The sequence below is a fragment of the Promicromonospora umidemergens genome (assembly GCF_024171995.1).
GTDB lineage: Bacteria > Actinomycetota > Actinomycetes > Actinomycetales > Cellulomonadaceae > Promicromonospora > Promicromonospora umidemergens.
Map to the genome: position 1 here is coordinate 359,842 of NZ_JAMTCT010000003.1, position 25,946 is coordinate 385,787.

Below are 25,946 nucleotides of genomic sequence, written 5' to 3' on the forward strand. Positions count from 1 at the left end.
AACTATGAGCCACGACACACGGCCGGGCGGCACACCGCCGGGCGGCCGGGACCAATTAGGCTGGAGCACATGGCAGAACCCCTGGTGCTCGGCATCGAGACCTCCTGCGACGAGACCGGTGTCGCGCTGGTCCGCGGAAACGAGCTGCTGGTCGACGCGGTCGCCAGCTCGATGGAGGAGCACGCCCGCTACGGCGGCATCATTCCCGAGGTCGCCAGCCGGGCCCACCTCGAGGCGATGATCCCGACCATCCAGAAGGCGATCGGCGAGGCCGACGTCGACCTGTCCGAGGTCGACGCGGTGGCCGTCACCGCTGGTCCCGGCCTCGTGGGACCGCTCACCATCGGGGCGTCCGCCGCGAAGGCCCTGTCGATCGGCCTGAACAAGCCGCTGTACGGCGTGAACCATGTGATCGCTCACGCCTGCGTGGACCAGCTCGTGGACGGCCCCCTGCCGGAACGGGCGATGGCGCTCGTGGTGAGCGGCGGCCACAGCTCCCTCCTGATGGTGAACGACATCGCCACCGACGTCACGGAGCTCGGCTCAACGCTGGACGACGCCGCGGGCGAGGCCTTCGACAAGGTCGGTCGCCTGCTCGGGCTCCCCTACCCCGGCGGACCGCACATCGACCGGCTCGCGCGCGAGGGCGACCCGACGGCCATCCGTTTCCCCCGCGGCCTCACCGCCGCGAAGGACCAGGCGAAGCACGCCTACGACTTCTCCTTCTCCGGCCTCAAGACGGCGGTCGCCCGCTGGGTCGAGGCGCGCACCGACGCCGGACAGGTCATCCCGGTGCACGACGTCGCCGCGTCCTTCGCCGAGGCGGTCGCCGACGTGCTCACCGCCAAGACGATCGCCGCGTGCCACAAGCACGGTGTCGACACGCTGGTGATCGGCGGCGGGTTCTCGGCCAACAGCCAGCTGCGCGAGATGGCGGCCAAGCGGTGTGCCGAGGCCGGGATCGACCTGCGCATCCCGCCGATCCGGTACTGCACCGACAACGGCGCGATGATCGCTGCGCTGGGCTCCGCCGTCCTGCGCGCCGGGGTCGCCCCCAGCAGCCTGGACATCCCGGTGGACTCGTCGATGCCGTTGACCACCATCACCGTCTGAACCGGTCCCCGCGACACCCTCCGGTGGCTCTACGCTGCCTCCCGTGCCTGACAGAACGCTGGAGAAGCTCGAGCCCGTCCCCGTCATCGAGACGGCTCGCCGCCTGTGCGACCGCATCGGCGCGCGGTTCCCCGACCGGGGTATCCAGCGCGTGGCGGAGGAGCTCGCGTCCCTGACCGAGCAGGTGGCGGACACCTCCGCCGGGTCCCGCCGGCGCAGCCGCCTGGTCCGCACCGGGTCGCGCGCCATGATCGGCGTGGTGGTACTGGTCGCGCTCGTCGCGTTCGGCTTCGCCGTCGAGGCCGCGTTCACCGAGGCACCGGACAACGGCCTCGACTGGCTCCCGCTCATCGAGAGCGCGGTGAACGACCTGGTGTTCGTCGCGATCGCCGTCGTGGTGCTGCACTCGGTGCCGGAGCGCGTCCAGCGCTCCGACCTGCTGGCCAAGCTCCACCGGCTGCGGTCGCTGGCACACATCATCGACATGCACCAGCTCACCAAGGAGCCGGAGATCCTGCGGGACGCGTTCGTGAACGGGACCGACGGCGCGGACGTGGATCTCACGCCCGAGCAGATCGAGTACTACCTGGAGTACTGCACCGAGCTCCTGTCGATCGTGAGCAAGGCCGCGGCGCTGTGCGCGGAGGAGTCGCAGGACGAGATCGTGCTGAGCACGGTGTCGACCATCGAGACGCTCACCATGAGCATGTCCCGCAAGGTCTGGCAGAAGATCACCGTGCTCAGCGAGCAGCGCACCACGCCCTGAAGCCCCGGCACGCCCCCACCAGGCGGGCTCACGCCCCGGTCGCGACCTCGCGCGCCGGGTCGTTCGACCACTGTGACCACGATCCCGGGTACAGGGCGGCGTCCACGCCCGCCACCGCGAGCGCCGCCACCTCGTGCGACGCCGTGACTCCCGAGCCGCAGTACACGCCGGTCGATCCGGTCGAGACACCCAGTGCCCCGAACCGCCGCCGCAGGTCCGCGGTCGACAGGAACCGGCCGTCCGCGCCAAGGTTCTCGGTGGTCGGCGCGCTGACCGCCCCGGGGACGTGCCCGGCCTGCGGGTCGACGGGCTCCACCTCGCCGCGGTAGCGCTCGGCGGCACGGGCATCGAGGAGCACACCGGCGCCGGAGGCCAGGGCGGCCGCCTCGTCGGCGTCCAGCACTGGCATGCCGCCCGGCTGCGCGACGACGTCGCCCGGCTCGGGCGTCACGTCACCCGGTTCGAGGACGAGCCCTTCGGCGGACCAGGCGGCGAGGCCGCCGTCGAGGATGCGCACGGCCCGCACACCGAAGTACCGCAGCAGCCACCAGGCGCGGGCGGCGGAGGTTCCGCCGACGGAGTCGTAGACCACGACGCGCGAGCCCGCCGAGACGCCCCAACGGCGTGCGGCCTGCTGGAACGCCGACGTCGACGGCAGCGGGTGTCGCCCAGCGGCCGGCGACGCGTGCGCTGCGAGCTCGGTCTCCAGGTCCACGTACACCGCACCCGGGACGTGACCGGCGCGGTACCGGTCATGACCGTCGGTCATGCCGAGCGCCCAGCGGACGTCGAGGACCACTGGGCGCCCCTCGACCGGGTCGGCTCCCCCGCCGACCTGCAGGTCCGCCGCCAGCGTCGTCGCGTCGACCAGCACTCGTTCCCTCATCGTGTGACACCTCTCATAGTTGGCTGCCGACCCGGTTCCAGGCGGCGTTACGCCCAGTGCCGTCGACGTTCACGACGCCCTCTGCACGCAGCACGTCCAGCGCATTCCTGATCGTTGCGTCGCTCACTCCCGGAAGCGCGGCCCTGATGTCCGCCATCCTGAACGACGCCGGAGCGTGGTCCCGAACATAGAGCTGGACGCGTTCCTTCTTGCTTCCGGCTGCACGCGCCGTATCCGTTGCACGCTGGAACTCGTCGTAGGTGCCGCGCACGACGTGCACGAAATACCGGAGCCAGGGCCACGGATCATGGTCGCCGTCATGCCACGCCGTTGTCGATCCCTGGAGCGCGTCGTAGTACCTGTCGGCCGACGCGGCGATCGACGACTCCAGCGACACGTATCGCGTCACCTCGTAGCCGCTGTCCTCCAGCAGTGCGTTCGTGAGCGCGCGCGTGATCCGGCCGTTGCCATCGAGGAACGGATGGATGGTCAGCAGGTCCAGCGCGAAAAGTCCCACGAGAAGGACAGGGTGATGCCGGTCCTCCCGCGTAGCCGCCGAGTATCTCGCTACGAGCTCGTCCACGAACGCGGGTGTCTTCGCAGCAGAAACCGGGGTGAACCGCTTGACGTGGGTTCCATCCGGGAGCCTGTCGACGACGACGTTCTCCGAGGTCTTGAAGCCACCACCTGGGACATCCGTAAAGGAGAAGAGCAGCCGGTGCAGGTGCAGGACGAGGCCCATGTTCAGTGGGCGCCAGTCACCCTGGTAGAGATAGTCCAAGGCGGCCCGGTAGCCGGCCAGCTCCTGCTCGCTCCGGTCCCGGAGCGTTACCGGTTCCCCGCTCAGGATCACATCCGCGCGTTCGCGGCTCTCGACGACGATCCCCTCGATCGCGGACGATGCTTCGATACTTGCCACCCTTGCGCGCTGTGCAAGGCTCGTCAGCAAGGCAGGAAGCTTGTCGCGATACAACGCTTCGCTCCCACGACCTGTGTCGATGACCCTCAGGTCGCCGACTACGTCGAAGGGGACACGACCGACGAGACCATCAAGATCTACGAACGAACGCATAAAACCTCCTAGCCAACCCGGTAAACATACTAATCTGATGGCCAGACTAGTATGTTTAGCAGGTTCGGGTAGGACGTTTCGGCAACGCTACGCCGCGTCCCCCGCCTCGTCGTCGGGCGTGTCCGGGGTGTCGACCGGAGCGTCCGCCACGTCGTCCACCGCTGCCGCGGCCAGGTCGAGGCGCATCGTGAACGCGTCGATGTTCTCCGGCTGGTAGTAACGCTTGCGCACGCCGAGGACCTCGAACCCGAACTCCCGGTACATCTCGATCGCCGCGGCGTTGTCGACCCGCACCTCCAGCAGCACCGCCCCTGCCTTGACCTTGCGCGACCGCTCGACCAGCGCGGTCATGAGCTGCCTGCCCACGCCGTGCCGCTGGGCGGCCGGGTCGACGCCGATGGTCATGACCTGCGTGACGTCGCCGTCGAACCACAGGCCCGCATACCCGACGACGGGCTGGTCCCCCGCACGGTCGAGCCGCTCCGGCTCCGCCACGACGTACCAGCGACCGAGCCCCGCGAGCTCGTCGGCGAGCATCCCGTAGGTCCAGGCGCCGCGGCCGAACAGCTGGCGCTCCAGCTCCAGCACGCGGTCGAAGTCGGCGTTGCGCAGCGGACGGAGCCGCACCTCGGTGATCACGCGACGCCCCCGGTGGTCGAGGAGGTCGAGGCCCGCGCCGGTTCGTGCACGTCCGGACGCCGCAGGTACAGGGGCTCGGACGGCTGCTCCGCGCCGGCGTCGCGGCGCACGAGCGCCAGCCGGGCCAGCACCGTCGCGTCGGGCACGAGCGGCGCGTCGTCGGCCACGGGCAGGAACTCCGGGTAGAGCATCGCCCCCTCCCCGACCACGACGGGCAGCTGCCCGTCCTCGGTCTCGGGCGGAGCGAGCTGCCCCTGTGCGACGAACCCGGCCCGGTCGACGTCGGGCCCCGCGATCCGCTCGGCGACCGGGAAGCCGTGCGGACCCTCGAGCGCGACCACACGGTAGCGCGCCCAGTAGACCTCCTTGCGGCGGGCGTCGGAGGTCGCGAGGATCTCCGTGCCCGGCCGCAGCCCGAGGTCGCTGACGGCCTGCACGGCCAGTGCATCGAGGCTGGGCACCCCCAGCACGGGGATGCCAAGCGTCAGCGCGAGCGTGCGCGCGGTCACCAGGCCGACGCGCAGGCCGGTGAACGGGGCGGGCCCCGTACCGGCGACGACGGCGGTCAGGTCGCTCGGGTCGATCCCCGCCTCGGCGAGGACCTCCTCGATCAGGGGCGCGAGCGACTCGGCGTGCCTGCGGCGCTCGTCCGAGGTGCGGGACGCGAGGCGCGCACCGTCATCGGAGACGAGCGAGACGGCGACGGCTGCTGAGGTATCGAGAGCAAGGACGGCCACATGACCAGGGTATTACGCCGGCCGTCGACCCTTGTCAGGTCAGCGGAAGATCCTGCGCAGATACGCCTCAGCTCAGCAGCGTGCCGAGGTCCACACCGGCCCAGCGCTGACCGACGGCACGGATCGTCGCCTTACGGGTTCCTCCCTCGGGATCCTCCTCCGCTGCTACGCCGGGGTCGAAGGACGGCGCGCCGCGCGGGCGCTCCAGGTCGATCTCCAGCCGGTCGTCCGCGAGCGCCTCGGCCAGGCCGCGGCCCCACTCCACGACCGTCACGGAGTCCTCGAGGGACGAGTCGAGGTCGAGGGCGTCGAGCTCGCTCAGCCCGCCGAGCCGGTAGGCGTCGACGTGCACGAGGCCGGGGCCGTGCGTGCCGTCGGCGCGGGGCAGCGGCGGGTGCTCGCGCGCCACGATGAACGTGGGCGACGCGACCTGGCCACGTACGTCGAGCGCCGCACCGATCCCCTGGGTCAGGGTCGTCTTTCCGGCGCCGAGGTCGCCGGTGAGGATCACCAGGTCCCCGGCGCGCAGCTCCTCTGCGAGGGCGGCGCCCAGTGCGCGCGTCCTCTCGGCGTCGGGCAGCTCCAGCGTCACTACCTCTGACATCGCGATGTCGCCCTGTCCTCCTGCTTCCCCGCTCACGCGGTCTCCCTTCCTGCCGTGCCCGCGTACACCCGCGGCACACGTGCCCCGAGGCGCGTCACGATCTCGTAGCTGATGGTGCCTGCTGCCTGTGCCCAGTCCTCCGCGTTGGGTGCGCCGGCGCGGGCCAGCCCGTCCGACGCCCCGAACAGCGTGACCACGTCACCGGCCTGCTCCGGAGCGTACGGGCCGAGGTCGAGCATCACCTGGTCCATGCACACCCGGCCGGCCACCCGCAGCACGCGGGCGGTGCCGAGGCCCGCGCCGGGTGCCGCGACGTCGTCCACGCCGCCGCCCACCAGGACGGGACCGCCGGGGCCGAGCGAGCCGCCCGACGCGTGCCGCGGGATCCCGTCCCCGTACCCGAGCGGGATCACGCCGAGCACGGTGTCCTGCGTCGTCGTGTAGAAGTGGCCGTACGAGACGCCCTGGCCTGCCCGCACCCGTTTGACGGTGGCGAGCCGCGCTTCGAGCGTCATCGCGGGGCGCAGCCCGTAGTCGCCAGGTGCGCCGAGGTGCGGGACCGGTGAGAGCCCGTAGACGGCGATCCCCGGGCGCACCAGGTCGTAGTGCGTCGCCGGGTTGGTGAGGGTCGCCGCGGAGTTCGCGAGGTGGCGCACCTCGAGGGGCATCCCCGCCGCCTCGACGGTGCGGATCGCGTCCTCGAAGGCGTGGGTCTGCATCTTCACGGACGGGTCGTCGGGCTCGTCCGCGAGGGCGAGGTGCGACATGAGCCCGATGACGGCGAGCGCTCCGTCCGCCTGTAGCGCAGCGGCCCGGTCGAGGACCGCGGGCAGGTCCTCCGGGGTGATCCCGTTGCGGCCCAGCCCGGTGTCGACCTTGAGGTGCACGCGGGCGGTCCGGCCGGCCGCACGGGCGCCGTCGGCCACCTCGTCGAGGGCCCAGGGCGCTGCGACCGCGATGTCGACGTCTTCCCGCACCAGCTCGGCGAACGGCGCGCCGGGTGCGTAGAGCCAGGTCAGGACGCGAGGTTCGGGTCCGACAGCGGCGCGGACGGCCAGCGCCTCGGTGCCGTGCGCCGTGCCGAGCCAGGTGGCGCCCCCTGCGAGCGCCGCCCGTGCCGCCGGGGCCAGCCCGTGTCCGTACGCGTCTGCCTTGACGACGGCCATGACCTGGGCGGTCCGGGCGGTCGCCCGCAGGGCACGCACGTTGTCGCGGATCGCGTCCAGATCGACGACCGCGCGGGCGGAGTAGTCGGGGATGGTGCTCATCGCACCGATTCTTGCACCTGTCAGATCCCGGTGGACGTGTCAGACGCTCGGGCCACCGGACTGGTCTGCGGGTCTGACCCGTGCGGGTACCTGTGTCCGGGCCATTCGCTCAGGTTCCTGCGCGACTCGAAGCGGCGCTGCCGCCCGGACAGCGGGTCGGTGAGCTCCAGGGACCGGGACAGGAGCTGCAGCGGGCGGTCGAAGTCGTCGGGGTCGCTGTCGCGGAGCTCTGGCCAGAACGGGTCGTGCAGGATCGGCAGCCCGAGCGACGCCATGTGGAGCCGGAGCTGGTGGGTCTTGCCGGTGTGGGGCTCCAGCCGGTAGAGACCAAGGCCGCGCGTCTGGTCGGCCGCTGCGAGGGTGATCAGGGACTCGGCGTTCGGCTCGCCGGGGATCTCCTCGGCACGGGTCGTGCCGCGCCGCTTCACGATGCGGCTGCGGAGCGTCACCGGTTCTCCTGCGGCGACCCGGGCGGCGTCGGGCAGCGTGCTGTCCGACGCCGCCAGGGGTGCCACCGCCTCGTAGACCTTGCGTACCGCGCGGCGCGCGAACGCCTCCTGGTAGGGGCCCCGCACCTCCGGCCGCACGGTGAGGACGAGCACGCCTGCCGTGCCGCGGTCGAGCCGGTGCGCCGGGGAGAGCTCCGGCAGGTCGAGGGCGATCCGGAGGCGGACCAGGGCGGTCTGCCGCACCCAGCGCCCGCGCGGCATCGTCGCGAGGAAGTGTGGCTTGTCCACGACCAGCAGGTTCTCGTCGTGGTGGAGCACCTCTGGCTCGAACGGGATCGTGTCCTCGTGGGTGGGCGGGTCGCGGTACAGGTAGAGGAACCCGCGCGGTTCGTACGGCGTCGTCGGGGTGAGGGGCTCTCCGCGGCCCGTGACGATCTCGCCGAGGGCGAGCTTCTCGAGCAGGCGTGCCTCGTCGTCGTGGAAGCGGTCGAGGAGGTAGTCGAGCGCGTACGGGAACCGCGCCACTATGTCGGGGTCGTGCGGCAGCACGAGCCGGGTCGGGTTGAGCCCGTCCCGCACGGGCAGTGGCGGTCGGTGCTTGGCAGGGCCGGGCGTACGCACGTCGTCAACCTAGCCGACGGGCGGGCTGCCGAACCGCTCGAGGGTTCCACCGGCCGGGCAACGGGTGGAGGATGGGCCGGTGACCCTCTACGACATTCCCTTCCACACGATGGACGGCGCCGAGATCTCGCTGGCCGAGCACAAGGACGACGTCGTGCTCGTGGTGAACGTGGCCTCGCGGTGCGGCCTGGCACCGCAGTACGAGACCTTGGAGAAGCTGCAGAAGAAGTACCAGGACCGAGGATTCACGGTGCTGGGCTTTCCCAGCAACCAGTTCCTGCAGGAGCTGAGCTCGAACGAGAAGATCGCCGAGTTCTGCTCCATGACGTACGGCGTCACGTTCCCCGTGCTCGACAAGATCAGGTTGAACGGCCGGCACGCTCACCCGCTGTACGAAGAGCTCAAGAAGTCGAAGGACGCGGAGGGCCACTCGGGCAAGATCCGCTGGAACTTCGAGAAGTTCCTGGTCCTGCCCGGCGGTGACGTGCGCAGGTACTCACCGAGGACCCTGCCGGACGCCCCGGCGATCGTCGACGAGATCGAGGCACACCTCCCGCGCTGAGTCTGGCCGCACAGGGGGCGGCCGACACCTCAGCCGTCACCGGCCGCGAGGGTGAGCCGCATCGCGACCGGCGCCACGTCAGAGGTGTCCCCGAGCCAGCCGACCCAGACCCTGGTCAGGCCCAGCTCCCGGCCCGGGTCGGGCTCCTCCGCGACGAGCTTGTGCCTGCCCACGAGCGGCAGGGCCGTGAGCTCGCTGACGGTCAGGACGTCGATGACCAGCACGTCGACCCGATCGAGGCCGAACGCGAGCCAGTCCTGACTCACCCGCAGCGAGAGCGTGTCGAGGGCTGAGAGGCGGGACATCACTGCACTGAATGCTGTATCTGTCATGCAGCCTTGACGCTCGAACCGCGCAGAGGTCACAGCACTTCGCGGAAATGTTGCACACCAGTTCTCGCCGATCGGATCCGCGCGTCGGCATATCGCAGCGGTGGTGCTCGCCGCACGCGCCGGCCCTACGCTGGAAGGCATGGACCCCCACCGGTTTCGGCAGGCCACGCCCGAGGACGCGCAGGCGCTCCTCGACGTCGAGCGCGCCGCCGGAGTCGCGGCCCTCGGCCATATCTTTCCGCCGGGCATGTACCCCTTCCCGTCCGACGAGGTCCGGGCCAAGTGGGAGGCCGCGCTCGCCGAGCCGGGCGTCCGGGTGCTCGTGCTGGACGACGACGTGGACAGCTCCCGCCTCGCCTGCTTCGTCGCCCACGACGAGCGGCTGCTGCGGCACCTGGCCGTGCACCCGTCCCACTGGGGGTCCGGCCTCGCCCGCGCGGCGATGGACGCGGCCGTCGCCGAGATGGACGACCCGCGCCTGTGGTGCCTCTCCGACAACGACCAGGCCGTCGGCTTCTACGAGCACCTCGGCTGGCGCCGCACCGGGCGCACCCAGGCGTCGGAGTACGCGCCGTTCCCTGACGTGGTCGAGATGGTCCTCCCCCGGGGCTGAGCCGGAAGCCCGGGCCTGAGCCGGGAGCGAGACCGCAGGCTCAGGCCCTGCCCGGCGCTCTGGCTACAGGTCGACCAGGCCCGCCCGGTACCCGAGCACCACGGCCTGGGTCCGGTCCCTGGCCTGCAGCTTCGCGAGGACGGACGCCACGTGGGTGCGCACCGTCTCGACCCCGACCACGAGCACCGTCGCGATCTCCGCGTTGGTCATCCCCTGCGCCACCAGGCCGAGCACCTCCCGCTCCCGCGGCGTGAGCCCGGGTGCCCCTGTCGCGACGCGTGGACGCGACCGGACCAGGTCGCGCAGCGCCTCCGGGTACAGCAGGCTCCGCCCGACGGCGACCGTCCGGACCGCCTGCACCATCTCGTCGGCCCCCGCCCGCTTGAGCAGGAACCCGGACGCCCCGACCGTCAGCGCGTCGAGGACGTAGCCGTCGTGCTCGAACGTCGTCACCACGAGGACCCGCGGCGGGTCCGGCAGGCGCAGCACGAGCTCGGTCGCGCGCAGGCCGTCCACGCCGGGCATCCGCACGTCCATGCAGACGACGTCCGGCCGCAGCGAGCGCGCCAGCTCGACCGCCTGCGCGCCGTCCCCGGCCTCGCCGACGACCTGCAGGTCAGCCTCGGCGTCCAGGATGAGGCGCAGGCCGCTGCGGACGAGCGGCTCGTCGTCGGCGACGAGCACCCGGACCGGTGTGTCAGGCATCTGGGTCCTTCCGGTTCGTTGTGCCAGGGGCGCGCTCGCCGCCTCGCTCCGCCGTCGGCAGGGGCGCGCAGGGCAGCGTCGCACGAAGTATCCACCGGTCACCGTCGCGACCCGCCTCAGCGGTCCCGCCGAACAGGGCAACCCGTTCCCGGATGCCGGACACCCCGCGCCCTCCGGACGGGCGCCGTCCGGGGCGGGACCCTGCGCGGACCGGGTTCACGACCTCGATCAGCACCCCGTCGCCGTCGTGCCCCACGGTGAGCTCGACCGGCCCTGGGGCGCCGTGCCGGTGGGCGTTGGTGAGCGCCTCGGTGACTATGCGCTGCACGGTCCGGCTCAGGAGGGCCGGCAGGTCGGCCGGGAGGTCGATCCGGGCAGCCAGGTCCAGCCCGGCACGGCGGTGGGCGGAGACGACGTCGCCGAGGGCGGGTGCCAGCGCCACGGGTGCCTCGTCGTCGGCGTCGTCCCGGAGGACGGCCAGGAGCTGGTCGAGCTCGGTGAGCGCCGAGCGCGCCGTGTCCTCGATGGCGGCCAGGGCTTCGGCCGCCGCCCCCGGGTTGGCCACGACGACCCGCCGCCCGGCCGCCGCCTGAATGCTGACGACGGTGAGCGCATGGCCGATCCCGTCGTGCAGCTCGCGCGCGAGACGCGTGTGCTCCGCCTCGCGACGGGCCCGGGCGAGGGCCGTCTCCATGCGGTCGTGCGGCGTGGGCCCGAGCACGCGGCCGGCGAGCGCCTCCGCTGCAACGCCCAGCGGCCAGGTGGCCACGAGGGCCAGCAGCGCGAAGGCGGCGCACGCGACCAGCCGCAGCGCGAGCGACACCGGGCCGTCCGGCAGCGGGATCCCGGTGTAGAACGAGTCGCCGGACCGGAGCGATTCCCCGGCGAGCGCCTCGACACCGATCAGCACCGCCATCGGGATGCCCGCGAACAGGCCTGCCGCCACGAGCAGCCCCGAGGCCAGGTGCCCGGCCACCCACAACGCCGTCCGCACCCGGTGCGCCGGCCGGGGGTCGGCCGGTGCCACGAGCTCGTCGTCCACGTCGAGCAGCGCGCGCGCCGCCGTGACCTCCAGCTCCCGTGCGCCCGGCACCAGCCCGAGGCCGACGGCGGCCGCGACGGTCGCGACCGCCGTCACCCAGGCGGGCGGCGCCCCGGCCGAGACGTTCAGCAGGCTGTACACGAGCAGTACCAGGGCCAGCCCGATCGCCCCGCCCAGCATGTGCCAGGCGAACCGCCGGGCGAGGTACCGCGTGAGATACCGCGTCGTCGCCTGCATGCCGTCATCCTCTCCGGTCGTGGGCCCGGCCCGCCAGGTCACACGCTGGGTCACACGCTGGGTCACCGGGCCGGGAGCTGGTCCCGGGCCGGCTCGTCGGCGTCGAGCGCCGCCGCCCGCTCGGACTGGAGCCGGTGGGCCACGTAGCCCCAGACGGCGAGCGTCAGGGCCGGGCCCCAGTACCAGCAGGGAAAGGCGATAGCGCTGACGATCTGGTCGCCGACGCTGTGTCCGCGGGCCATGAGCAGCATGGGGATGGCCGAGAAGATGAGGGTCACGGCGATCAGGCCGCCGGGCACGGCGGCAGCCGTGATCGGAACGCGGCGGCCGGCCAGGCCCGGCATCCACCGGGGGAACACCTCGCCCCAGGTGCGGATGAGGCCGAGAGTGAGGAAGAAGCCGAGCCAGGCTCCGCTGGACAGCGTCAGCCCCCAGATCCGGGTGGACATGTCGATGTCGGACCCGAGCTGCGGCCACGGCGTGAGCCACGTGAGCCGGGCAAGCGCGTACGGGAGCGGGCCGGTGGCAGCCACGATCGTGATCGCGCGGCGGTGTCTGACCACCCAGGCGGTGGCCCGGTCCATGGCCGACAGGCCGGACAGCGCCTGGACGCCGACCGCGGCCCACAGGGTGCCGAGCGTGAGGATGAGCAGCGTGATGAGGACTGTCACGCCCTGGGACAGGAAGCCGTTGAGGATCCCGGTCGCCAGCCCTGCGAGGGCGTCGCGGCCCAGGACCACCCCGACGACGAGAGCCACCAGGCCGGGAACCCCTAGCGCCCAGCGGGCCACCCGGTACCGCCGTACCAGCTGGACGAGCATGACCACCACGGCGACCGGCATGAGCAGCGCGACGAGGTAGCCCATCGTGGAGAGCGGGCCGGTGCCCTGCAGCAGCGCCCCGAACACGATGAGCTGCAGCACACCGGCGCAGACACGGCCCCGTGCGCCAAGGGCGCCGGCGAGTCCGGCGATCCCGGCCGCGACGCCGGCCAGCGCGGTGACGACGTGGACGGTGGTGGCGACCTCCGTCCCGGCGAGCCCTGCCAGGAGCGCCGTGACGGGCTCGGCGTACGGGTTGGGCCAGAGGCCGAGCATCCAGGCGAGGCCGAGCAGCGCGACTGCGCCGCTGGCGATGGTGGCGCCGATGAGGGTGGCGCGAGTGAGGCGTTCCATGACGTTCCTTTCGGTCGGTCGTGCGGTATGCCTCCACACTCCCGTCCGCTGCATGCTCGCCCCCTCACCCGCCCGGGGGATATCACCTGATGACCGGGGGATCCGCGGTACCACACCACGTCTCGGCGGCAGACCTGTCAGCCGCCGGCCAGCCAGGCGGGCGGGCGGGTCTCGGCGAGACGCACGAGGTCCCTCCGGTCCCGGATACCGAGGGTCGCGTACGCTCGGCGGAGCCGGTTCACGACGGTCCGCTCGGACACGAACGTCGCCTGGGCGATCTGCGAGTTCGTCGCGCCGTGCACCGCGAGCCGGACCATCTCCCGCTCGTGCCCGCCGAGCACCTCCCACTCGGGCCCGGTGCCGCCGCTCGCGGCCGCCTCGGCGAGGAACACGTCGATGCCACGCAGCCAGCCCGCCATCCCCGCCAGCCGCACGAGCGTCCGGGCCTCGTCGAGCATCGCCTCGCCCGTCGCGCGAGAGCCACGGGTCACGGCGTACCGGCCGTACGCGACCAGCATGCGCGCACGCTGCCAGGGCGACATGGGAGCCGGCGGCGCGTGCAGCGCCGCCTCGAACGCGGCCGACGGCGCACCGTCGTCGGCGAGGAGCGCACAGAGCCGGGAGTATGCGGCCGCGACGTCCGGTGCCGACCGCTCCCCCGGCACGAGAGGCGGATCGAGCAGCCGCTGGGCCCGCGGCCCTACCTTCCCGGGCGACGTCGACGCCAGCACTGCCTCCACGAGGTCGCACCGCACCTGCACCCGGCCCCGGTACGGCCAGGCGCAGTGCTCGAGCGCGATGGTCAGCAGCGCGGCGGCCCCTTCCGCCTGCCCGGCGACGAGGTGCGCCGCGCCAAGGTCTGCGGCGTACTCACCGAGCACCCGTGCCGACCAGGTGCCGGCCTGGGCCGGCATCGTGCTCGCCGGGACGGTCCCGTCGACGACGGCGTCGGCAGCGGCACGCATGCCCCGGGCCGGCAGCCACCCGTCGACCGCCGGGCGCAGCTCCGCCGCGTGCGCGAGATGCGCACGGACGTCGGCGGCTCGCCCGTCGAACGCGGCGACCCGAGCAGCTGCGAGGTCACGCGCCACGATCTCCGCCACCGTCCGCCCCGGCGCCGTACCGGAATGGTCGGCCAGCAGGTCCCGCGCGCTCACCACGTCCCCCAGCATCAGGAGGCCACGCACCTGGAGGCCGACCCCCACCCAGTCCTGGCCGGGGGTCGGCCCGATCAGCCGCAGGTCCGCCCGGAGCGCGCCAGGGTCGGCCAGGTCGCCTGTGTCCTCGAGGCACAGCAGCGTCTCGGCGACCCGCGCGCCGGCGGCACGGGCGGCCTCGCCGGCACCCGCCGGATCGCGCCACCACAGGTGGTCGGTCCAGTCCGCCCCCACGCCGTCCGGCACCAGCGGACCCCCGGCGTGGTCCCGCCAGGTGCGCCCCGCCAGCAGGGACACCCCGACGGCGCGCGCGGCCAGGCGCGGGTCGGGCGCCGCCGCCACCGCTGCCCACGCGCGCGCGGGCAGCTCGTCCAGGTGCAGCCCGTCAAGGATGTTCACCACCGCGCCGGGCGCTGTCACGTCGCGGTCCAGCGGCTGAGCCTCCCGGCCGGTACCGTCGGCTCCCCGCGCCTCCCGGCACAGCAGCGCGAGCAGCGGGTGCCGCACGGTCGCGCGGCCGTCCCGGCGCACCACCGAGGTACGACCGAGGGGCGCGTCCGCGAGTGCGGCCGTCGTGGCCGGGTCGAGCCCCGCCAGCAGCGTGCGGTACGCACGCCGGGCCGCCGAGCCGACGTCGTCCGGCCCGGTCCAGGCGACGTCCCCGCACAGCTCGGCCGCACTCAACGCGCCCGCGAGCTCGAGGGCGAGCCGCGGGTTGCCCGCGCTCCACCACCGCAGGCGCTCGACAACGTCGGCCGCCACCGGGGCACTCAGCTCCGTGTCGAGCACACGCCGCAGGGACATCCGGTCGAGCGGACCCAGCTCGAGCACCTCGACGTCGTCGGAGAGCGGCTCGACGGTGCTGCTCCGCACGGCGGCGATCACTCGCCAGTCCTGCCCGTATGCCTCGTCCGCGAGGTGCTGGAGCCAGCGTGCACGCTCCGGGGTCAGCACGCCCACGTCGTCGACGAAGAGGACCCGCGGTCCGGGCCCGCTGTCGCCTGCCCAGACCGAGACCGCGCGCATGAAGCCTGTCGCGTCGAACTCCGGGTCGTGGCTCTCGGAGTCCTGGATCGACCAGGTGGACAGGTCGATGCGCCGGTTGTTGTCGAGATCGTGGGCCGAGGGCCGTGACGAGCACGGCCGCACCACCCGGACCGCGGACGACCCAGCTCCGACCTGCCTCAGCGCCTGGAGCACCGTCGCGGTCTTGCCGATCCCGCTCAGTCCGCGCACGACCAGGACCGTCGGGTCCAGGTCGGTCGCAAAGTGCGCGATGACCCGCAGCTCTCGATCACGGCCGTGGACCACGTGGTCCCTCCCCCTGCTGCCTGGTTCGCCACTTGCACAAACACCTGTCAGCAGCGCGTCAGGAGTCTATGACGAGAGATAAATCGTGCAGGGTGTGGCTGTGGTACGGAGATCACGGCTCTACCTGGCGCGTTTCCGGCAGGCGAGAGAAGATCGCGCACGCGAAAAATTCAGCGGAATATCCGTCCGGGAGAATCCGGCATCAAGCCAGCGGGCCGAGCAGCTCCTGCCTGTCCGCCTCGGGCCGCTCAGTACCGTCGAGCACTCCGACGAGCTTTTTCTCCTCGAACCGGAAATGCGTCTCCATCACTGCCTCGATGCCGTCGAGGTGCCGCAGCAGCTCGTCCCGGCCGGCTCCCGACCTCGCGGCGCGCTCCAGCTCGCCCAGCAGATGGTCGAGCATGGAGTGGTCCCGCTTCAGGTCGGCGACCACGGGCGCCAGACCAGGTTCGGCCGCCAGCACGACGTCGAACAGGGTCGCGTCCTCGCTGCGGTGGTGGCCGGTCAGCGCCGCGCAGAAGCCGACGCAGTAGAGCTGCAGGTCCCGCGCCGCCGTCGGCCCGGCCGCGCCGTCCTCGACGGCGGACCGGGCCACCGCGAGGGCGTCGCGCAGCCGACGGTGGACCTCGCGGAGCTCCTGCCCCCAGGCGACGACACGTTGGCTCATCGTCGCCACCCTAACGCGGGCCGGAATCCTCCCGTCAGGCGCTCAGCAGCTCTGCGATGACGGCCGGCACCGCCCGGGCGATCTCCAGCGCCGCCACCGGGCCGCCTGCGGACGCGCGTGCAGCCGCGCGACCGTGCACGAGCACCGCGGCGGCTGCCAGCCGGGCCGCGAGCGTCTCGTCCTCGACGACGTCGGCAGAGCGGCCCGCGAGCAGCGTCCCCAGGATTCCCGCGAGCACGTCACCCGCCCCCGCTGTGGCCGTCCAGGCCGGCGCATCGGCCTGCGCATAGGCGTCACCAGGACCGGCCACCACGGTGATCGCGCCCTTGAGCAGCACCGTCGCGCCGGTCGCCTGGTGTGCCGTCCGCACCCAGTGCAGCGGCCGCGCCTCGACCCCCGCCCGGTCCACGTCGTGCCCAAGGCCCTGCAGCAGCTCCGCCAGCTCACCGGCATGCGGGGTCAGCACCGCCCAGGCCGGGAGCCGGTGCTCCAGCATGGTGAGCGCGCCCGCATCGATGACGGCGGGCATCCTGCCCCCGGTGACGTCCTCGGACAGCACACCGGTCACGGCCGCGAGCGCCCCGAAGATCCGGCGGGCCTGGCCGTCGTCGTCCGGCCCGGCGTCCGGGTCGACCGCCGGGACACCCGGTCCGAGCACCCAGGCCTGCACGCGGCCGCCCGCCACCACCACCTCGGGGCGGACCAGGAGCACGCGGGTGCCGACGGCCTCTGGCCCCAGGTAGCGCACCATGCCGGGTCCGGCCAGCACCGCGCCCGACGTCGCGAGGACCGCCGCGCCCGGGTACGTGCTCGTCCCGGCGATCACCCCGACGACGCCTCGCGTGTACTTGTGGTCGTGCGGGCCGGGAGCTGGCCACAGGGCGGCCACGTCGGCCGGCTCCATGCGCCGCACCCGGCCGGACCCCGGGTCCGCGCCGGTCATCGCGTGCCGGCCGGTCGTCACGCCCCAGGCCGCCCCTGCCCAGCCTTCGCCGCCCGAGACGGCCGGGAAGCCGACGTCGACGAGCTCGACCTCCCCGGCGAGGTGCGCCGCCGGCGGCAGGAGCAGGCCGGGCTTGAGCGCGCCGAACGTGACCGTGCGGTCGGCACGCAGGACCGGGCCCAGCACCACGCCGTCGTCCACGCCGATCCCGCTCGGGATGTCGACGGCGATCGTGTACGGCCACAGCTCTCCGGCCGTCTCGCGGGCTTCCACGAGGGTGCGCACGAGCCCGCCCGCGGGCGGGCGTAGTGCGCCCCGCGCACCGACACCGACCAGGCCGTCGAGGACGACGTCCGAGGCGAGGGCTGCGCGGACCACTGAGGGAACCCGGACGTCGGCGAGCGTCAGCACCTTCCCGCCTGCCGCGCGGAACGCGGCGAGGCCGTCGTCGTGCGCGCGTGTGGACGCCAGGACGGCGGTGACGGTCATGCCGCGCCGCGCGAGGTGGGCGCCGGCGAACAGCGTGTCCCCGCCGTTGTTGCCAGGACCGACGAGCAGCAGCGCGCTGGCACCGCGCACCTCGTGCCGGGTCCTCGGCCCGCGACGGGGCCGAACCTTGGCCGTGCCGGGGAGACCGTCGGAACCGAGGCTGCCGCGCAGGCGGGCGGTGCCCGGGCGCGCGGGCCGGCGGTCCGGGGCTCGCCCGTCGACAGGGCGCGCCGCCACCTCCCGGAGCACCGCCTGAGCCAGCGCGTACGCAGCTCTGGCCATCAGCGGCTCGCCAGCTGCTATCAGCGGCTCTTCGGCCTTTCGTACCTCGTCGGAACTCCACGCGTCTTTCACGGTCCTATAGTGCCGCTTCCACCGCTGTCCCGGGTACCAGGACCGAGCATCCTGGACCGCCCCTCCCCCGTCGGGATCTCGGTCGGCATAGGGTCGGGTCATGCGATTCGGACTCTTCATCCCGCAGGGCTGGCGCCTCGACCTGGTCGACATCGCGCCTGCCGACCAGTGGGCTTCCATGCTGTCCCTTGTGCACCGCGCGGAGAACCAGGCGGCCGGCGAGGCCGTCCCGGGCGGTGAGTTCGCGTGGACCTCAGCCTGGGTCTACGACCATTTCCACACCGTCCCGCAGGTCACCACCGAGGCGACGCACGAGGCCTGGTCCCTCATGGCCGCGTTCGCCGCCGCCACGCAGCGCATCCGGCTGGGGCAGATGTGTACCTGCATGGCGTACCGCGAGCCGACCTACCTGGCCAAGGTCGCCTCGACCATCGACACGATCTCGGGCGGCCGGGTCGAGATGGGTATCGGCGCAGGCTGGTACGAGCACGAGTGGCGCGCCTACGGCTACGGCTTCCCGTCAGCGGGGGAGCGCCTGCGCGCGCTCGACGAGGGCGTGCAGATCATGGCGAACATGTGGCGCACCGGGTCCTCCGGCACGTTCGAGGGCCAGCGCTACCAGGTCGACGGCGCCCTCTGCTACCCGCAGCCCCTGCAGCAGCTCCCGGTGGGCGACGGCGGTGCGGAGGTGCCCTCCATCCCCCTGTGGATCGCCGGTGGCGGCGAGAAGAAGACCCTGCGCATCGCCGCGCAGCACGCCCAGTACACCAACTTCGCCGGCTCGCCCGAGGCCTTCGCGCACAAGTCGGGCGTGCTGGAGGCGCACTGCAAGGACGTGGGCCGGGACTTCGGTGAGATCACCCGGTCGGCGAACTACAACGTGGTGATCGGCGAGACCGAGGCGGACGTCGCGGAGCGCATGGCCTGGATCGAGGCCCACCTGCGCAGGTGGGCCCCCGAGAAGGCCGACGACGAGCTCAGCACCTGGCGGGCCGGGCTCCTGGTCGGGACGCCCGAGCAGATCGTCGAACGGCTGCAGGACATGCGTGTTCGCGGCCTGGAGTACGCGATCACGTACTTCCAGGAGGCCGCCTACGACCAGTCCGGCCTCGAGCTCTTCGAGAAGCAGGTCATCCCGGAGCTCCAGTAGTCCGGGCGGAAGATCACCCTTCCGCGATCACCCTTCGGCGATCACCATGGCGGACGCGATGCCCGCGTCGTGCGAGATCGTGATGTGCCACGTGCGCACACCGAGCTCGGCGGCGCGGGCGGCGACGGTGCCGCTCGCGTCGATCCGGGGCGGACCACCCACCGTGCGGTGCACCGTGACGTCGTGCCAGCGGAGGTTCCCTGGCGCGCCGAGCGACTTCGCGATGGCCTCCTTGGCCGCGAACCGGGCGGCCAGGGACGCCGGCGGCAGCTCGCGCTCGACGTCCGTGAAGAGCTTCTCGCGCAGCCGGGGCGTGCGGTCGAGGGTCTCCATGAACCGGTCCACGTCGACCACGTCGATACCCGTACCGATGATCATTGGCTCAGCCTACGGCGTGTTTCGGAAGCCCTGAGGCTTGTGAAACACCGCCCTTCTCGGGCGTCCAGATTCAGGCCGTTGGTGCGGTCTGACTGGTTCCTACTTCGTCCAGTCCCTTGCCGCCACGGCCCGGTGGGGTGTGGTGGGTGGGGGTGTCCTGTCGGTAGGCGTTGGTGACGGGGCCGGCTGCTTGACGGTCCCCGACCCGGGCAGCACCACACCCCGCACCCTCCGCGGCAGTACCTGCCCGGGTGGTGAGGGTGTGGTTCTCGGCCCAGGCGGCGAGATTGACGGCGGCATTCAGATCCCGATCCAGCGCCAGCCCGCACTCACCACACTCGAACGTGCGGTCCTTGAGTGTCAGGCCCTTGCGCAGGGCGCCGCAGGCGGAGCAGGTCTTCGATGACGGGAACCACCGGTCCGCGAGCAGGACGTGCCCGTCGCGCCAGGCCTGCTTGTACGTGATCTGCCGGGCGAGCTCTCCCCACGCCGCATCACTGATGGCGCGCGAGAGGGTGCGGTTGGATCGCATGCCGGTGATGTTCAGGTCTTCCAAGACCAGCCGGTCGTGGTTCTTGACCAGCTGATTGGACACCTGATGCAGCACATGACGGCGGCGGTTACGGATCCGGGCATGCTGGCGCCCCAAGCGGGCGACAGCCTTCTGACGGTTCTTCGATCCCTTCTCCTTCCGCGACACCGCCTGGGCCAGGCGGCGCAGTCTCGGCAGGCCTCGCCGCATGGCCCGCTGGTTATCGGCCCGCAGGACCTCGACGCCGTCGGACGCCCCGGCCACGACCAGGGCATGCAGGCCACGATCCACACCCACCCAGCCCTGCCCGCCGTGCTGGATATCGTCTGCTACCACCTGCGACGGCGCCCCGGCGCGCCGGGGTGTGTGCCGCATGGCGGGGTGGAGGTCGGCGGCTTCGACAGTGATGGAGATCCACCACCGGCTCGCACCCCGGGAGACCGTGACGAACACAATCCGGGCCCGGCCGGTGGCGATCATTCGACGCAGCCGTCGGGTGTCCTCCCGCACCCGCAACGTCCCGATCTTCGACAATGTCACCGACCGCGGACGGTCGCCGTCGCCCACCCGGATGCTCGACCGACCCTTGCCGATCTTGTTCCGGATGCGGAACGACCCACTGGTCGGGCTCTTCTTCTTGAAGCGGGGGAACCGGACCGTCGGCCCTTTCCGGGAACGAGCGAGAGAGTCAGCGGCCGCTTTCAATCCTCGGCCCAGGTCCACGGCGGCTTCCTCGAACACCTGCGCCAGCACCTGATCACGCCAGACCAGACCCGTCACGTGGATCTGTGTCTGTCCAGCGGCGTCGACCAGGAACCGGCGCCCGGCGGCCGCGGACCGCTTCCAGGCGTTGAACGCGTTGACCAGATCAAACCCCGACCACGGCACCCGAACACCCGGGACACCACTGTCCCCGTGCTGGGCACCGTCCGGCCCCGTCCCTGCCTTTTGGGGCTGCCCGCGGTAGGCCGCCGAGCGTGCGTCCTTGTGCAGGCGCAGGGCCTGGTTGAACGCGAACCGGGCCGCGCCCACATGCCGGGACAGCACACGTTCCTGCTCGACCGACAGGTCGAGACAGAACCGGAACGACGTATGCCTGGGCATGTAAACCATGCTGCCACCCAACAAAGCATTACTAGAACGCCCGTTCGGCAGGCTCTCCGTGGAATCCGCTCGCCCCCCTCCACTCCCCAACGCCGACGACTTCCGAATCAGGCCTTAGATCGTCGGTCAGGGTCCCTGGTCTCGTCCACGTACCGCACCTCCGGCCTTGCGCGTCATGCCCGTTTTCAGGCACTATGCTCCAGTAATGTAGAAGTAAAGGTGGCGCCTGCATCGTACCGGCAGAGCGCCACCTTTCATGCGTAGGAGGCCGCCATGCCCGAGGACGACGACAAGCTCCCCTTCCCTGTGCTCATGGTCGTGATCTTCGGCGTCGTGATCGCGGCGATCGTCAGCCTGCTCGTGTTCGTCGCGGTCTCGAGCTGACGGCTCCCGTCCACCTGCTCAGCTCTGGCTGTTCGGCTCTGGCTGCTCGGCCGGCGCCCGCAGAGCGCCGGCCCCTTCCTCGATGCGGTCCAGCCACTCGCTCACCAACGCCTCGAACAACCCTCGCTGCTCGAGGTGCAGCGCGTGGCCCGCGCGGTCGAGCACCGCGAAGGTGGCCCGCGGGTAGTGCTCGACCAGCTCCCACGCGTCGCGGTAGCCGGTGACCGAGTCCTGCCGCCCGACGACGATGAGCGCCGGCTTCTCGAACGGCACGGGCTCGACGGGAAAGCTCCCCGCATAGCGCGCCTCGACCCGCGCGACCACCTCGGGGTCGGCCGCTGCCAGCCCGGGGTCGGTCTCCTGCCGTGAGCGTGCCCAGGTCTCCTCGGTCTGCACCACGAGGATCTCCTCGGCGTCGCACGCCTCGGTGCCGACTCGCTCGGCGAGCTCCGGGTCGCGGACGAGCACCTGACGTGCGGGGAGCCGGCGCAGCTCGTGGCGCGGTTCGACCACGGTCACCATGACGGCCAGTCCGACCACCCGTTCCGGGTCGGCGGCGGCGAGCCCGCGCGCCAGATAGCCACCGTACGACTGGCCGACGACGACGTACGGGCCGTCCGGCACCAGTGCCTGGACCGCGGCCCGCAGGATCCGGAAGACGTCGTCGGTGCTCGCGACGCCGGGTGCCACCGTCCCGCCCATGCCCGGCAGGTCGACGTAGAAGCGACGCCACCCCGGCCGCTCCGCGAAGACCGGCTCGAACGCGCCGACCATGAGCCGGTGATCCACCGGGAACCCGTGGACCAGGACTGCCGTGAGCACCCCGGGGCCTGCCGGCCCGTGCTCCACGTAGTGCACCCGGACCCCGTCAACCTCCACGTACGCCATGTACGCCCCTTCCGTCAGCCCAGAGGTTAGACGGAGCCTCCGACATCCCCGATGCCGGCGATGTCCTCCGGCTGGACCAGGTGCCGCCAGCGGAACCACTTGCGCTCGAGCTCCTCGGGCAGGTCCACGTCGAACCGCCGGGCCACGAGCAAGAGCTGGGCCAGCGCGTCAGCGACCTCACCGCGGAACGCGTCGCGCGTCTCGTCGTCGGACAGGCCGCGGTCCCGCGAACGGCCCGTCAGGTTGAGGAACGCCTGGGTCAGCTCGCCGACCTCTTCGTGGAGCTTCAGGACGAGCCAGTCGTCGGTGCGCTCCACCCCGTGCACCCGCGCGTAGACGCGGCTGATGATCTCGACTTCGTCGGAAAGATTCTTGAGGTCCACGCCGCCGAGCGTGCCACAGCCGAGACGCTCACCCGGCCCGCGCGCCGCGCACGACCGGGGAGCATCGGGCGGTCGGGTGCCCGCGCGCCGAGCCGCAAGTTGCGCGTCGACGCTGCTGACCCAACCGCAACTTACCCAGCCAACGGCAACCACTGCCGACGTCGAACCGCAACCTACCTGTGCATCCGGGCGCCGATCCGCAAACAACACGTCCATCTGAACCCTGATGGACGAGGTTCTTGCGGCTCGGCAACCGAGACCACGCCCAACTTGCGGCTCGGCGCCCGGCCGCAGCCGGCTACTCCACGGTCACGGACTTCGCGAGGTTGCGCGGCTGGTCCACGTCCAGCCCTTTCGCGCTCGCCAGCGCCATCGCGAAGATCTGCAGCGGCACGACGGCCAGCAGCGGCTGGAGCAGCGTGGGCGCCTGGGGGATCCAGAAGATCTCGTCGGCGTACTTGCGCACCTCGTCGTCGCCGTCCTCCGCGATCACCAGGGTCCGTGCGCCGCGCGCCCGGATCTCCTGGATGTTCGAGATGATCTTGGAGTGCAAGGAGTCGCGCCCGCGCGGCGAGGGCACGACGACGAACACTGGCTGGCCCTCGTCGATCAGGGCGATCGGACCGTGCTTGAGCTCGCCCGCCGCGAAGCCCTCCGCGTGGATGTACGCGAGCTCCTTGAGCTTGAGCGCGCCCTCCAGAGCCACAGGGAACCCGACGTGCCGGCCAAGGAACAGCACCTTGTCGGACTTCTCCATGGACCGGGCGGTCGCACGCACGTACTCGCCGCGCTCGATGACCGTCTGGATCTTGCGCGGCATGGCGCGCAGCTCGTCGAGCAGCGTCACGATCTCGTCGGGGAACTTGTTGCCCCGCAGCTGCGCCAGGTACAGGCCGAGCACGTAGGCGGCGGTGATCTGCGCGAGGAACGCCTTGGTGGAGGCGACGGCGATCTCGGGGCCCGCGTGCGTGTACAGCACGGCGTCGGACTCGCGCGGGATCGTCGAACCGTGGGTGTTGACTATCGAGATGACCTTGGCGCCCTGCTCACGGGCGTGCCGCACGGCCATCAGGGTGTCCATGGTCTCGCCGGACTGTGTCACGGCCACGACCAGCGTGCGCTCGTCGACGATCGGGTCGCGGTAGCGGAACTCGTGTGCCAGCTCGACCTCGACGGGGATCCGGCACCAGTGCTCGATCGCGTACTTCGCGACGTGCCCGGAGTAGGCGGCGGTGCCGCAGGCGACCACGATGATCTTGTTCACCGCGCGCAGGATCGACTCGTCGATGCGCAGGTCGTCCAGGACCAGCGCCCCTGCGGCGTCGGTGCGGCCGAGCAGGGTGTCTGCGACGGCCTGCGGCTGGTCGTGGATCTCCTTGTCCATGAAGGAGTCGAAGCCGCCCTTCTCGGCGGCGGCAGCGTCCCAGTCCACGGTGTAGCGCTTGGCCTCTGCGGGCTTGCCGTCGAAGTCGGTCACGGCCACCGACGTCGGCGTGATCGTCACCACCTGGTCCTGGCCCAGCTCGAGGGCCTCCTTGGTGTGCGCGATGAACGCGGCGACGTCCGACCCGAGGAAGTTCTCCCCCTCGCCGAGACCCACGACGAGCGGGGAGTCGTGCCGTGCGCCCACCACCGTCTCCGGCACGTCCGCGTGGACGGCGAGCAGCGTGAACGTGCCGTGCAGGCGACCTGCCACGACCGTCATGGCCTCGGTCAGGTCCCCGGTCTCGCGGTACGCCTTGGCCACGAGATGAGCGGCCACCTCGGTGTCGGTCTCGGAGCGGAACGCCACGCCGTCGGCCAGCAGCTCGGCCTTGAGCTGGGCGAAGTTCTCGACGATGCCGTTGTGGATCACGGCGAGCCGGTCGCCGTCGGCCAGGTGCGGGTGCGCGTTCGCGTCCGTCGGACCGCCGTGCGTGGCCCAGCGGGTGTGGCCGATCGCAGCAGTGGCCTCGGGCAGCGGCTCCTGGTCGAGCGCCTCGATCAGGTTGGCGAGCTTGCCCGACTTCTTGGCCCAGGCGACGCCGTCCAGCCCCGGCGCGACGAGCGCGACACCGGCCGAGTCGTATCCGCGGTACTCCAGCCGGCGCAGCCCTTCGATGGCGACGGCGAGGGGCGTGCCCGACGGCGTGGCAGCACCTGAGGCGTTCCCGTCCGCCGTAGTCGCAGCAGTTCCCGTGTAACCCACAATCCCACACATGCGGGCGAGTCTAGCGAGGGTCCTGACTTGCCCCCATGACCAGGCTCACAAGCGGCCTCCCGCACACGCCGCGCGACGCCCCGCCGAGGCCGGTGGCGATTCCCGCGGCTGGTTGGGGCACAATGCTGCAGGTGGTTTCCCAGTTCCCGACGACGGATCACGGCGAGCATCTGCTGGCCCTCGCCTCGTCCTCGCCCTACGTGGATCTCGACCGTGCGGCCTGGAGCCGGCTGTCGGCCTCCACTCCCCTGCCGCTGACCGACGAGGACGTCGAGCGTCTGCGGGGTCTCGGCGACCCCATCGACCTGGCCGAGGTCGACGCGATCTACCGGCCCCTGTCGCGCCTGCTCAACCTGTACGTGATGGCCACGGGCGGCCTGCACGACGCGACGTCCACCTTTCTGCACGAGGATCCGCCCCGCACGCCGTACGTCATCGGGGTGGCCGGCTCGGTCGCCGTCGGCAAGTCGACGACGGCGCGCGTGCTGCGCGAGATGCTCGCCCGCTGGCCGGAGACGCCGCGCGTCGAGCTCATCACGACGGACGGGTTCCTCTACCCCAACGCCGAGCTCGAACGACGCGGCCTGATGGAGCGCAAGGGTTTCCCCGAGTCGTACGACCGGCGCGCCCTGATCCGGTTCCTCTCCAGGATCAAGGCCGGCCGGGCCGAGGTGCGTGCACCCGTGTACTCGCACGTCACCTACGACATCGTGCCGGGCGAGGAGCTGGTGGTCCGCAAGCCCGACGTGCTCGTCGTCGAGGGCCTCAACGTGCTGCAGCCCGCCCGTCCGTCGACCGTCGACGAGTCGACCGTCGCGGTGAGCGACTTCTTCGACTTCTCGATCTACGTGGATGCCCGCACGCGGAACATCCGGCAGTGGTACGTGGACCGGTTCCTCGAGCTGCGCCGTACCGCGTTCACCAAGCCCGACTCCTACTTCCGGCGGTACGCCTCGCTCTCCGACCAGGAGGCGACGGAGCGTGCCCTGAAGATCTGGGAGTCCATCAACGCGCCCAACCTCGAACGGAACATCATCCCCACGCGGGGCCGCGCGACGCTCGTCCTGACCAAGGGCTCCGACCACGCGGTGCAGCGGGTCCGCCTCCGCAAGCTCTGAGCCCTCGGCCGCTGGCGTGCTCGTTGCGCCAGGACCGGACGGACAGGCACGACGGTCGCGCCCACGA

General features: G+C 71.9%; 25 protein-coding genes. 6 read left to right on the plus strand and 19 right to left on the minus strand.

Annotated features, from left to right (window positions below):
• Positions 1-69: 69 nt before the first annotated feature.
• Both tsaD and APR04_RS07655 read left to right on the plus strand, forming a co-directional pair.
• Positions 70-1,113, plus strand: a complete 1,044-nt coding sequence (gene tsaD, locus APR04_RS07650) for a tRNA (adenosine(37)-N6)-threonylcarbamoyltransferase complex transferase subunit TsaD (RefSeq protein ID WP_253869112.1) — start codon at positions 70-72, stop codon at positions 1,111-1,113.
• 43 nt (positions 1,114-1,156) lie between these two features.
• Positions 1,157-1,879 (plus strand): hypothetical protein, encoded by a 723-nt coding sequence (locus APR04_RS07655; RefSeq protein ID WP_253869114.1) that lies wholly within the window; start codon positions 1,157-1,159, stop codon positions 1,877-1,879.
• Between the two features lie 28 nt (positions 1,880-1,907).
• Here APR04_RS07655 and APR04_RS07660 read toward each other — a convergent pair whose 3' ends face one another.
• The 7 genes from APR04_RS07660 to APR04_RS07690 form a co-directional block, all read right to left on the minus strand.
• The gene (locus tag APR04_RS07660; RefSeq protein WP_253869116.1) at positions 1,908-2,765 is read right to left on the minus strand and encodes a sulfurtransferase; all 858 of its coding nucleotides are present in this window, start codon (positions 2,763-2,765) and stop codon (positions 1,908-1,910) included.
• Between the two features lie 13 nt (positions 2,766-2,778).
• Positions 2,779-3,837 (minus strand): Fic family protein, encoded by a 1,059-nt coding sequence (locus tag APR04_RS07665; protein WP_253869119.1) that lies wholly within the window; start codon positions 3,835-3,837, stop codon positions 2,779-2,781.
• Between the two features lie 87 nt (positions 3,838-3,924).
• On the minus strand, positions 3,925-4,476 hold the full coding sequence (rimI, locus tag APR04_RS07670; protein WP_253869121.1) for a ribosomal protein S18-alanine N-acetyltransferase: 552 nt from the start codon (positions 4,474-4,476) through the stop codon (positions 3,925-3,927).
• On the minus strand, positions 4,473-5,213 hold the full coding sequence (gene tsaB / locus APR04_RS07675) for a tRNA (adenosine(37)-N6)-threonylcarbamoyltransferase complex dimerization subunit type 1 TsaB (RefSeq protein WP_253869123.1): 741 nt from the start codon (positions 5,211-5,213) through the stop codon (positions 4,473-4,475). The genes rimI and tsaB overlap by 4 nt, the downstream gene beginning before the upstream one ends.
• A gap of 67 nt (positions 5,214-5,280) precedes the next feature.
• Positions 5,281-5,817, minus strand: a complete 537-nt coding sequence (gene tsaE, locus APR04_RS07680) for a tRNA (adenosine(37)-N6)-threonylcarbamoyltransferase complex ATPase subunit type 1 TsaE (protein ID WP_253869265.1) — start codon at positions 5,815-5,817, stop codon at positions 5,281-5,283.
• 32 nt (positions 5,818-5,849) lie between these two features.
• On the minus strand, positions 5,850-7,085 hold the full coding sequence (alr, locus tag APR04_RS07685; protein ID WP_253869125.1) for an alanine racemase: 1,236 nt from the start codon (positions 7,083-7,085) through the stop codon (positions 5,850-5,852).
• A 20-nt stretch (positions 7,086-7,105) separates the two neighbouring features.
• Entirely contained in the window at positions 7,106-8,155 is a 1,050-nt protein-coding gene (locus tag APR04_RS07690) for a pseudouridine synthase (RefSeq protein ID WP_253869127.1), read from the minus strand.
• A 79-nt stretch (positions 8,156-8,234) separates the two neighbouring features.
• Here APR04_RS07690 and APR04_RS07695 point away from each other — a divergent pair, with 79 nt between their 5' ends.
• Positions 8,235-8,717 carry a glutathione peroxidase gene (locus APR04_RS07695; RefSeq protein ID WP_308292329.1) on the plus strand — a complete coding sequence of 161 codons (483 nt, stop codon included), beginning with the start codon at positions 8,235-8,237 and terminating at the stop codon, positions 8,715-8,717.
• 29 nt (positions 8,718-8,746) lie between these two features.
• Here APR04_RS07695 and APR04_RS07700 read toward each other — a convergent pair whose 3' ends face one another.
• On the minus strand, positions 8,747-9,022 hold the full coding sequence (locus APR04_RS07700) for a hypothetical protein (RefSeq protein ID WP_253869129.1): 276 nt from the start codon (positions 9,020-9,022) through the stop codon (positions 8,747-8,749).
• 166 nt (positions 9,023-9,188) lie between these two features.
• Here APR04_RS07700 and APR04_RS07705 point away from each other — a divergent pair, with 166 nt between their 5' ends.
• Positions 9,189-9,662, plus strand: coding sequence for a GNAT family N-acetyltransferase (locus APR04_RS07705; RefSeq protein WP_253869131.1), 474 nt, complete (start codon positions 9,189-9,191; stop codon positions 9,660-9,662).
• A 63-nt stretch (positions 9,663-9,725) separates the two neighbouring features.
• On the opposite strand, the gene APR04_RS07710 is transcribed toward APR04_RS07705, so the two are convergent.
• The 6 genes from APR04_RS07710 to APR04_RS07735 form a co-directional block, all read right to left on the minus strand.
• Entirely contained in the window at positions 9,726-10,367 is a 642-nt protein-coding gene (locus APR04_RS07710) for a response regulator (protein ID WP_253869133.1), read from the minus strand.
• The gene (locus tag APR04_RS07715) at positions 10,360-11,646 is read right to left on the minus strand and encodes a sensor histidine kinase (RefSeq protein ID WP_253869135.1); all 1,287 of its coding nucleotides are present in this window, start codon (positions 11,644-11,646) and stop codon (positions 10,360-10,362) included. Before APR04_RS07715 ends, APR04_RS07710 begins: the two co-directional genes overlap by 8 nt.
• Before the next feature lie 62 nt (positions 11,647-11,708).
• Positions 11,709-12,821, minus strand: a complete 1,113-nt coding sequence (locus APR04_RS07720; protein ID WP_253869136.1) for a hypothetical protein — start codon at positions 12,819-12,821, stop codon at positions 11,709-11,711.
• A 137-nt stretch (positions 12,822-12,958) separates the two neighbouring features.
• Positions 12,959-15,289 (minus strand): helix-turn-helix transcriptional regulator, encoded by a 2,331-nt coding sequence (locus tag APR04_RS30985; protein ID WP_308292330.1) that lies wholly within the window; start codon positions 15,287-15,289, stop codon positions 12,959-12,961.
• Between the two features lie 202 nt (positions 15,290-15,491).
• Positions 15,492-15,956: a hemerythrin domain-containing protein gene (locus APR04_RS07730; RefSeq protein ID WP_253869137.1), complete on the minus strand. Its 465-nt coding sequence runs from the start codon at positions 15,954-15,956 to the stop codon at positions 15,492-15,494.
• A 34-nt stretch (positions 15,957-15,990) separates the two neighbouring features.
• Positions 15,991-17,670: a bifunctional ADP-dependent NAD(P)H-hydrate dehydratase/NAD(P)H-hydrate epimerase gene (locus tag APR04_RS07735; RefSeq protein WP_253869138.1), complete on the minus strand. Its 1,680-nt coding sequence runs from the start codon at positions 17,668-17,670 to the stop codon at positions 15,991-15,993.
• Between the two features lie 172 nt (positions 17,671-17,842).
• Between APR04_RS07735 and APR04_RS07740 the strand changes: the two genes are divergently transcribed.
• Positions 17,843-18,892, plus strand: a complete 1,050-nt coding sequence (locus APR04_RS07740) for an LLM class F420-dependent oxidoreductase (protein ID WP_253869139.1) — start codon at positions 17,843-17,845, stop codon at positions 18,890-18,892.
• Between the two features lie 27 nt (positions 18,893-18,919).
• Here the strand turns inward: APR04_RS07740 and APR04_RS07745 are convergent, their stop codons facing one another.
• The 5 genes from APR04_RS07745 to glmS all read right to left on the minus strand — a co-directional run bounded on the left by APR04_RS07745 (position 18,920) and on the right by glmS (position 24,761).
• Positions 18,920-19,270: a holo-ACP synthase gene (locus APR04_RS07745; protein ID WP_253869140.1), complete on the minus strand. Its 351-nt coding sequence runs from the start codon at positions 19,268-19,270 to the stop codon at positions 18,920-18,922.
• Between the two features lie 70 nt (positions 19,271-19,340).
• Positions 19,341-20,906, minus strand: a complete 1,566-nt coding sequence (locus tag APR04_RS07750; RefSeq protein WP_253869141.1) for an RNA-guided endonuclease InsQ/TnpB family protein — start codon at positions 20,904-20,906, stop codon at positions 19,341-19,343.
• 402 nt (positions 20,907-21,308) lie between these two features.
• Positions 21,309-22,178 (minus strand): alpha/beta fold hydrolase, encoded by an 870-nt coding sequence (locus APR04_RS07755; protein ID WP_253869142.1) that lies wholly within the window; start codon positions 22,176-22,178, stop codon positions 21,309-21,311.
• Positions 22,179-22,204: 26 nt separating this feature from the next.
• Positions 22,205-22,561, minus strand: coding sequence for a nucleoside triphosphate pyrophosphohydrolase family protein (locus tag APR04_RS07760; RefSeq protein WP_253869144.1), 357 nt, complete (start codon positions 22,559-22,561; stop codon positions 22,205-22,207).
• Between the two features lie 298 nt (positions 22,562-22,859).
• Positions 22,860-24,761 (minus strand): glutamine--fructose-6-phosphate transaminase (isomerizing), encoded by a 1,902-nt coding sequence (gene glmS / locus APR04_RS07765; protein WP_253869146.1) that lies wholly within the window; start codon positions 24,759-24,761, stop codon positions 22,860-22,862.
• A 122-nt stretch (positions 24,762-24,883) separates the two neighbouring features.
• On the opposite strand from glmS, the gene coaA reads away from it, so the two are divergent.
• A complete protein-coding gene (gene coaA / locus APR04_RS07770) occupies positions 24,884-25,879 on the plus strand; it encodes a type I pantothenate kinase (protein ID WP_253869268.1) in 996 nt (331 codons plus the stop codon).
• Positions 25,880-25,946 lie beyond the last annotated feature (67 nt).

What these genes read in the sequence shown, in the direction of transcription:
- APR04_RS07665 (WP_253869119.1), bottom strand. Translation starts at nt 3,837, where the DNA reads ATGCGTTCGTTCGTAGATCTTGATGGTCTCGTCGGTCGTGTCCCCTTC.
- APR04_RS07705 (WP_253869131.1), top strand. Translation starts at nt 9,189, where the DNA reads ATGGACCCCCACCGGTTTCGGCAGGCCACGCCCGAGGACGCGCAGGCG.
- coaA (WP_253869268.1), top strand. Translation starts at nt 24,884, where the DNA reads ATGCTGCAGGTGGTTTCCCAGTTCCCGACGACGGATCACGGCGAGCAT.
- APR04_RS07750 (WP_253869141.1), bottom strand. Translation starts at nt 20,906, where the DNA reads ATGCCCAGGCATACGTCGTTCCGGTTCTGTCTCGACCTGTCGGTCGAG.
- APR04_RS07710 (WP_253869133.1), bottom strand. Translation starts at nt 10,367, where the DNA reads ATGCCTGACACACCGGTCCGGGTGCTCGTCGCCGACGACGAGCCGCTC.
- glmS (WP_253869146.1), bottom strand. Translation starts at nt 24,761, where the DNA reads ATGTGTGGGATTGTGGGTTACACGGGAACTGCTGCGACTACGGCGGAC.
- alr (WP_253869125.1), bottom strand. Translation starts at nt 7,085, where the DNA reads ATGAGCACCATCCCCGACTACTCCGCCCGCGCGGTCGTCGATCTGGAC.
- APR04_RS07660 (WP_253869116.1), bottom strand. Translation starts at nt 2,765, where the DNA reads ATGAGGGAACGAGTGCTGGTCGACGCGACGACGCTGGCGGCGGACCTG.
- APR04_RS07740 (WP_253869139.1), top strand. Translation starts at nt 17,843, where the DNA reads ATGCGATTCGGACTCTTCATCCCGCAGGGCTGGCGCCTCGACCTGGTC.
- tsaE (WP_253869265.1), bottom strand. Translation starts at nt 5,817, where the DNA reads ATGTCAGAGGTAGTGACGCTGGAGCTGCCCGACGCCGAGAGGACGCGC.
- APR04_RS07700 (WP_253869129.1), bottom strand. Translation starts at nt 9,022, where the DNA reads ATGTCCCGCCTCTCAGCCCTCGACACGCTCTCGCTGCGGGTGAGTCAG.
- APR04_RS07755 (WP_253869142.1), bottom strand. Translation starts at nt 22,178, where the DNA reads ATGGCGTACGTGGAGGTTGACGGGGTCCGGGTGCACTACGTGGAGCAC.
- APR04_RS07745 (WP_253869140.1), bottom strand. Translation starts at nt 19,270, where the DNA reads ATGATCATCGGTACGGGTATCGACGTGGTCGACGTGGACCGGTTCATG.
- APR04_RS07735 (WP_253869138.1), bottom strand. Translation starts at nt 17,670, where the DNA reads ATGGCCAGAGCTGCGTACGCGCTGGCTCAGGCGGTGCTCCGGGAGGTG.
- tsaD (WP_253869112.1), top strand. Translation starts at nt 70, where the DNA reads ATGGCAGAACCCCTGGTGCTCGGCATCGAGACCTCCTGCGACGAGACC.
- APR04_RS07715 (WP_253869135.1), bottom strand. Translation starts at nt 11,646, where the DNA reads ATGCAGGCGACGACGCGGTATCTCACGCGGTACCTCGCCCGGCGGTTC.
- APR04_RS07730 (WP_253869137.1), bottom strand. Translation starts at nt 15,956, where the DNA reads ATGAGCCAACGTGTCGTCGCCTGGGGGCAGGAGCTCCGCGAGGTCCAC.
- APR04_RS07720 (WP_253869136.1), bottom strand. Translation starts at nt 12,821, where the DNA reads ATGGAACGCCTCACTCGCGCCACCCTCATCGGCGCCACCATCGCCAGC.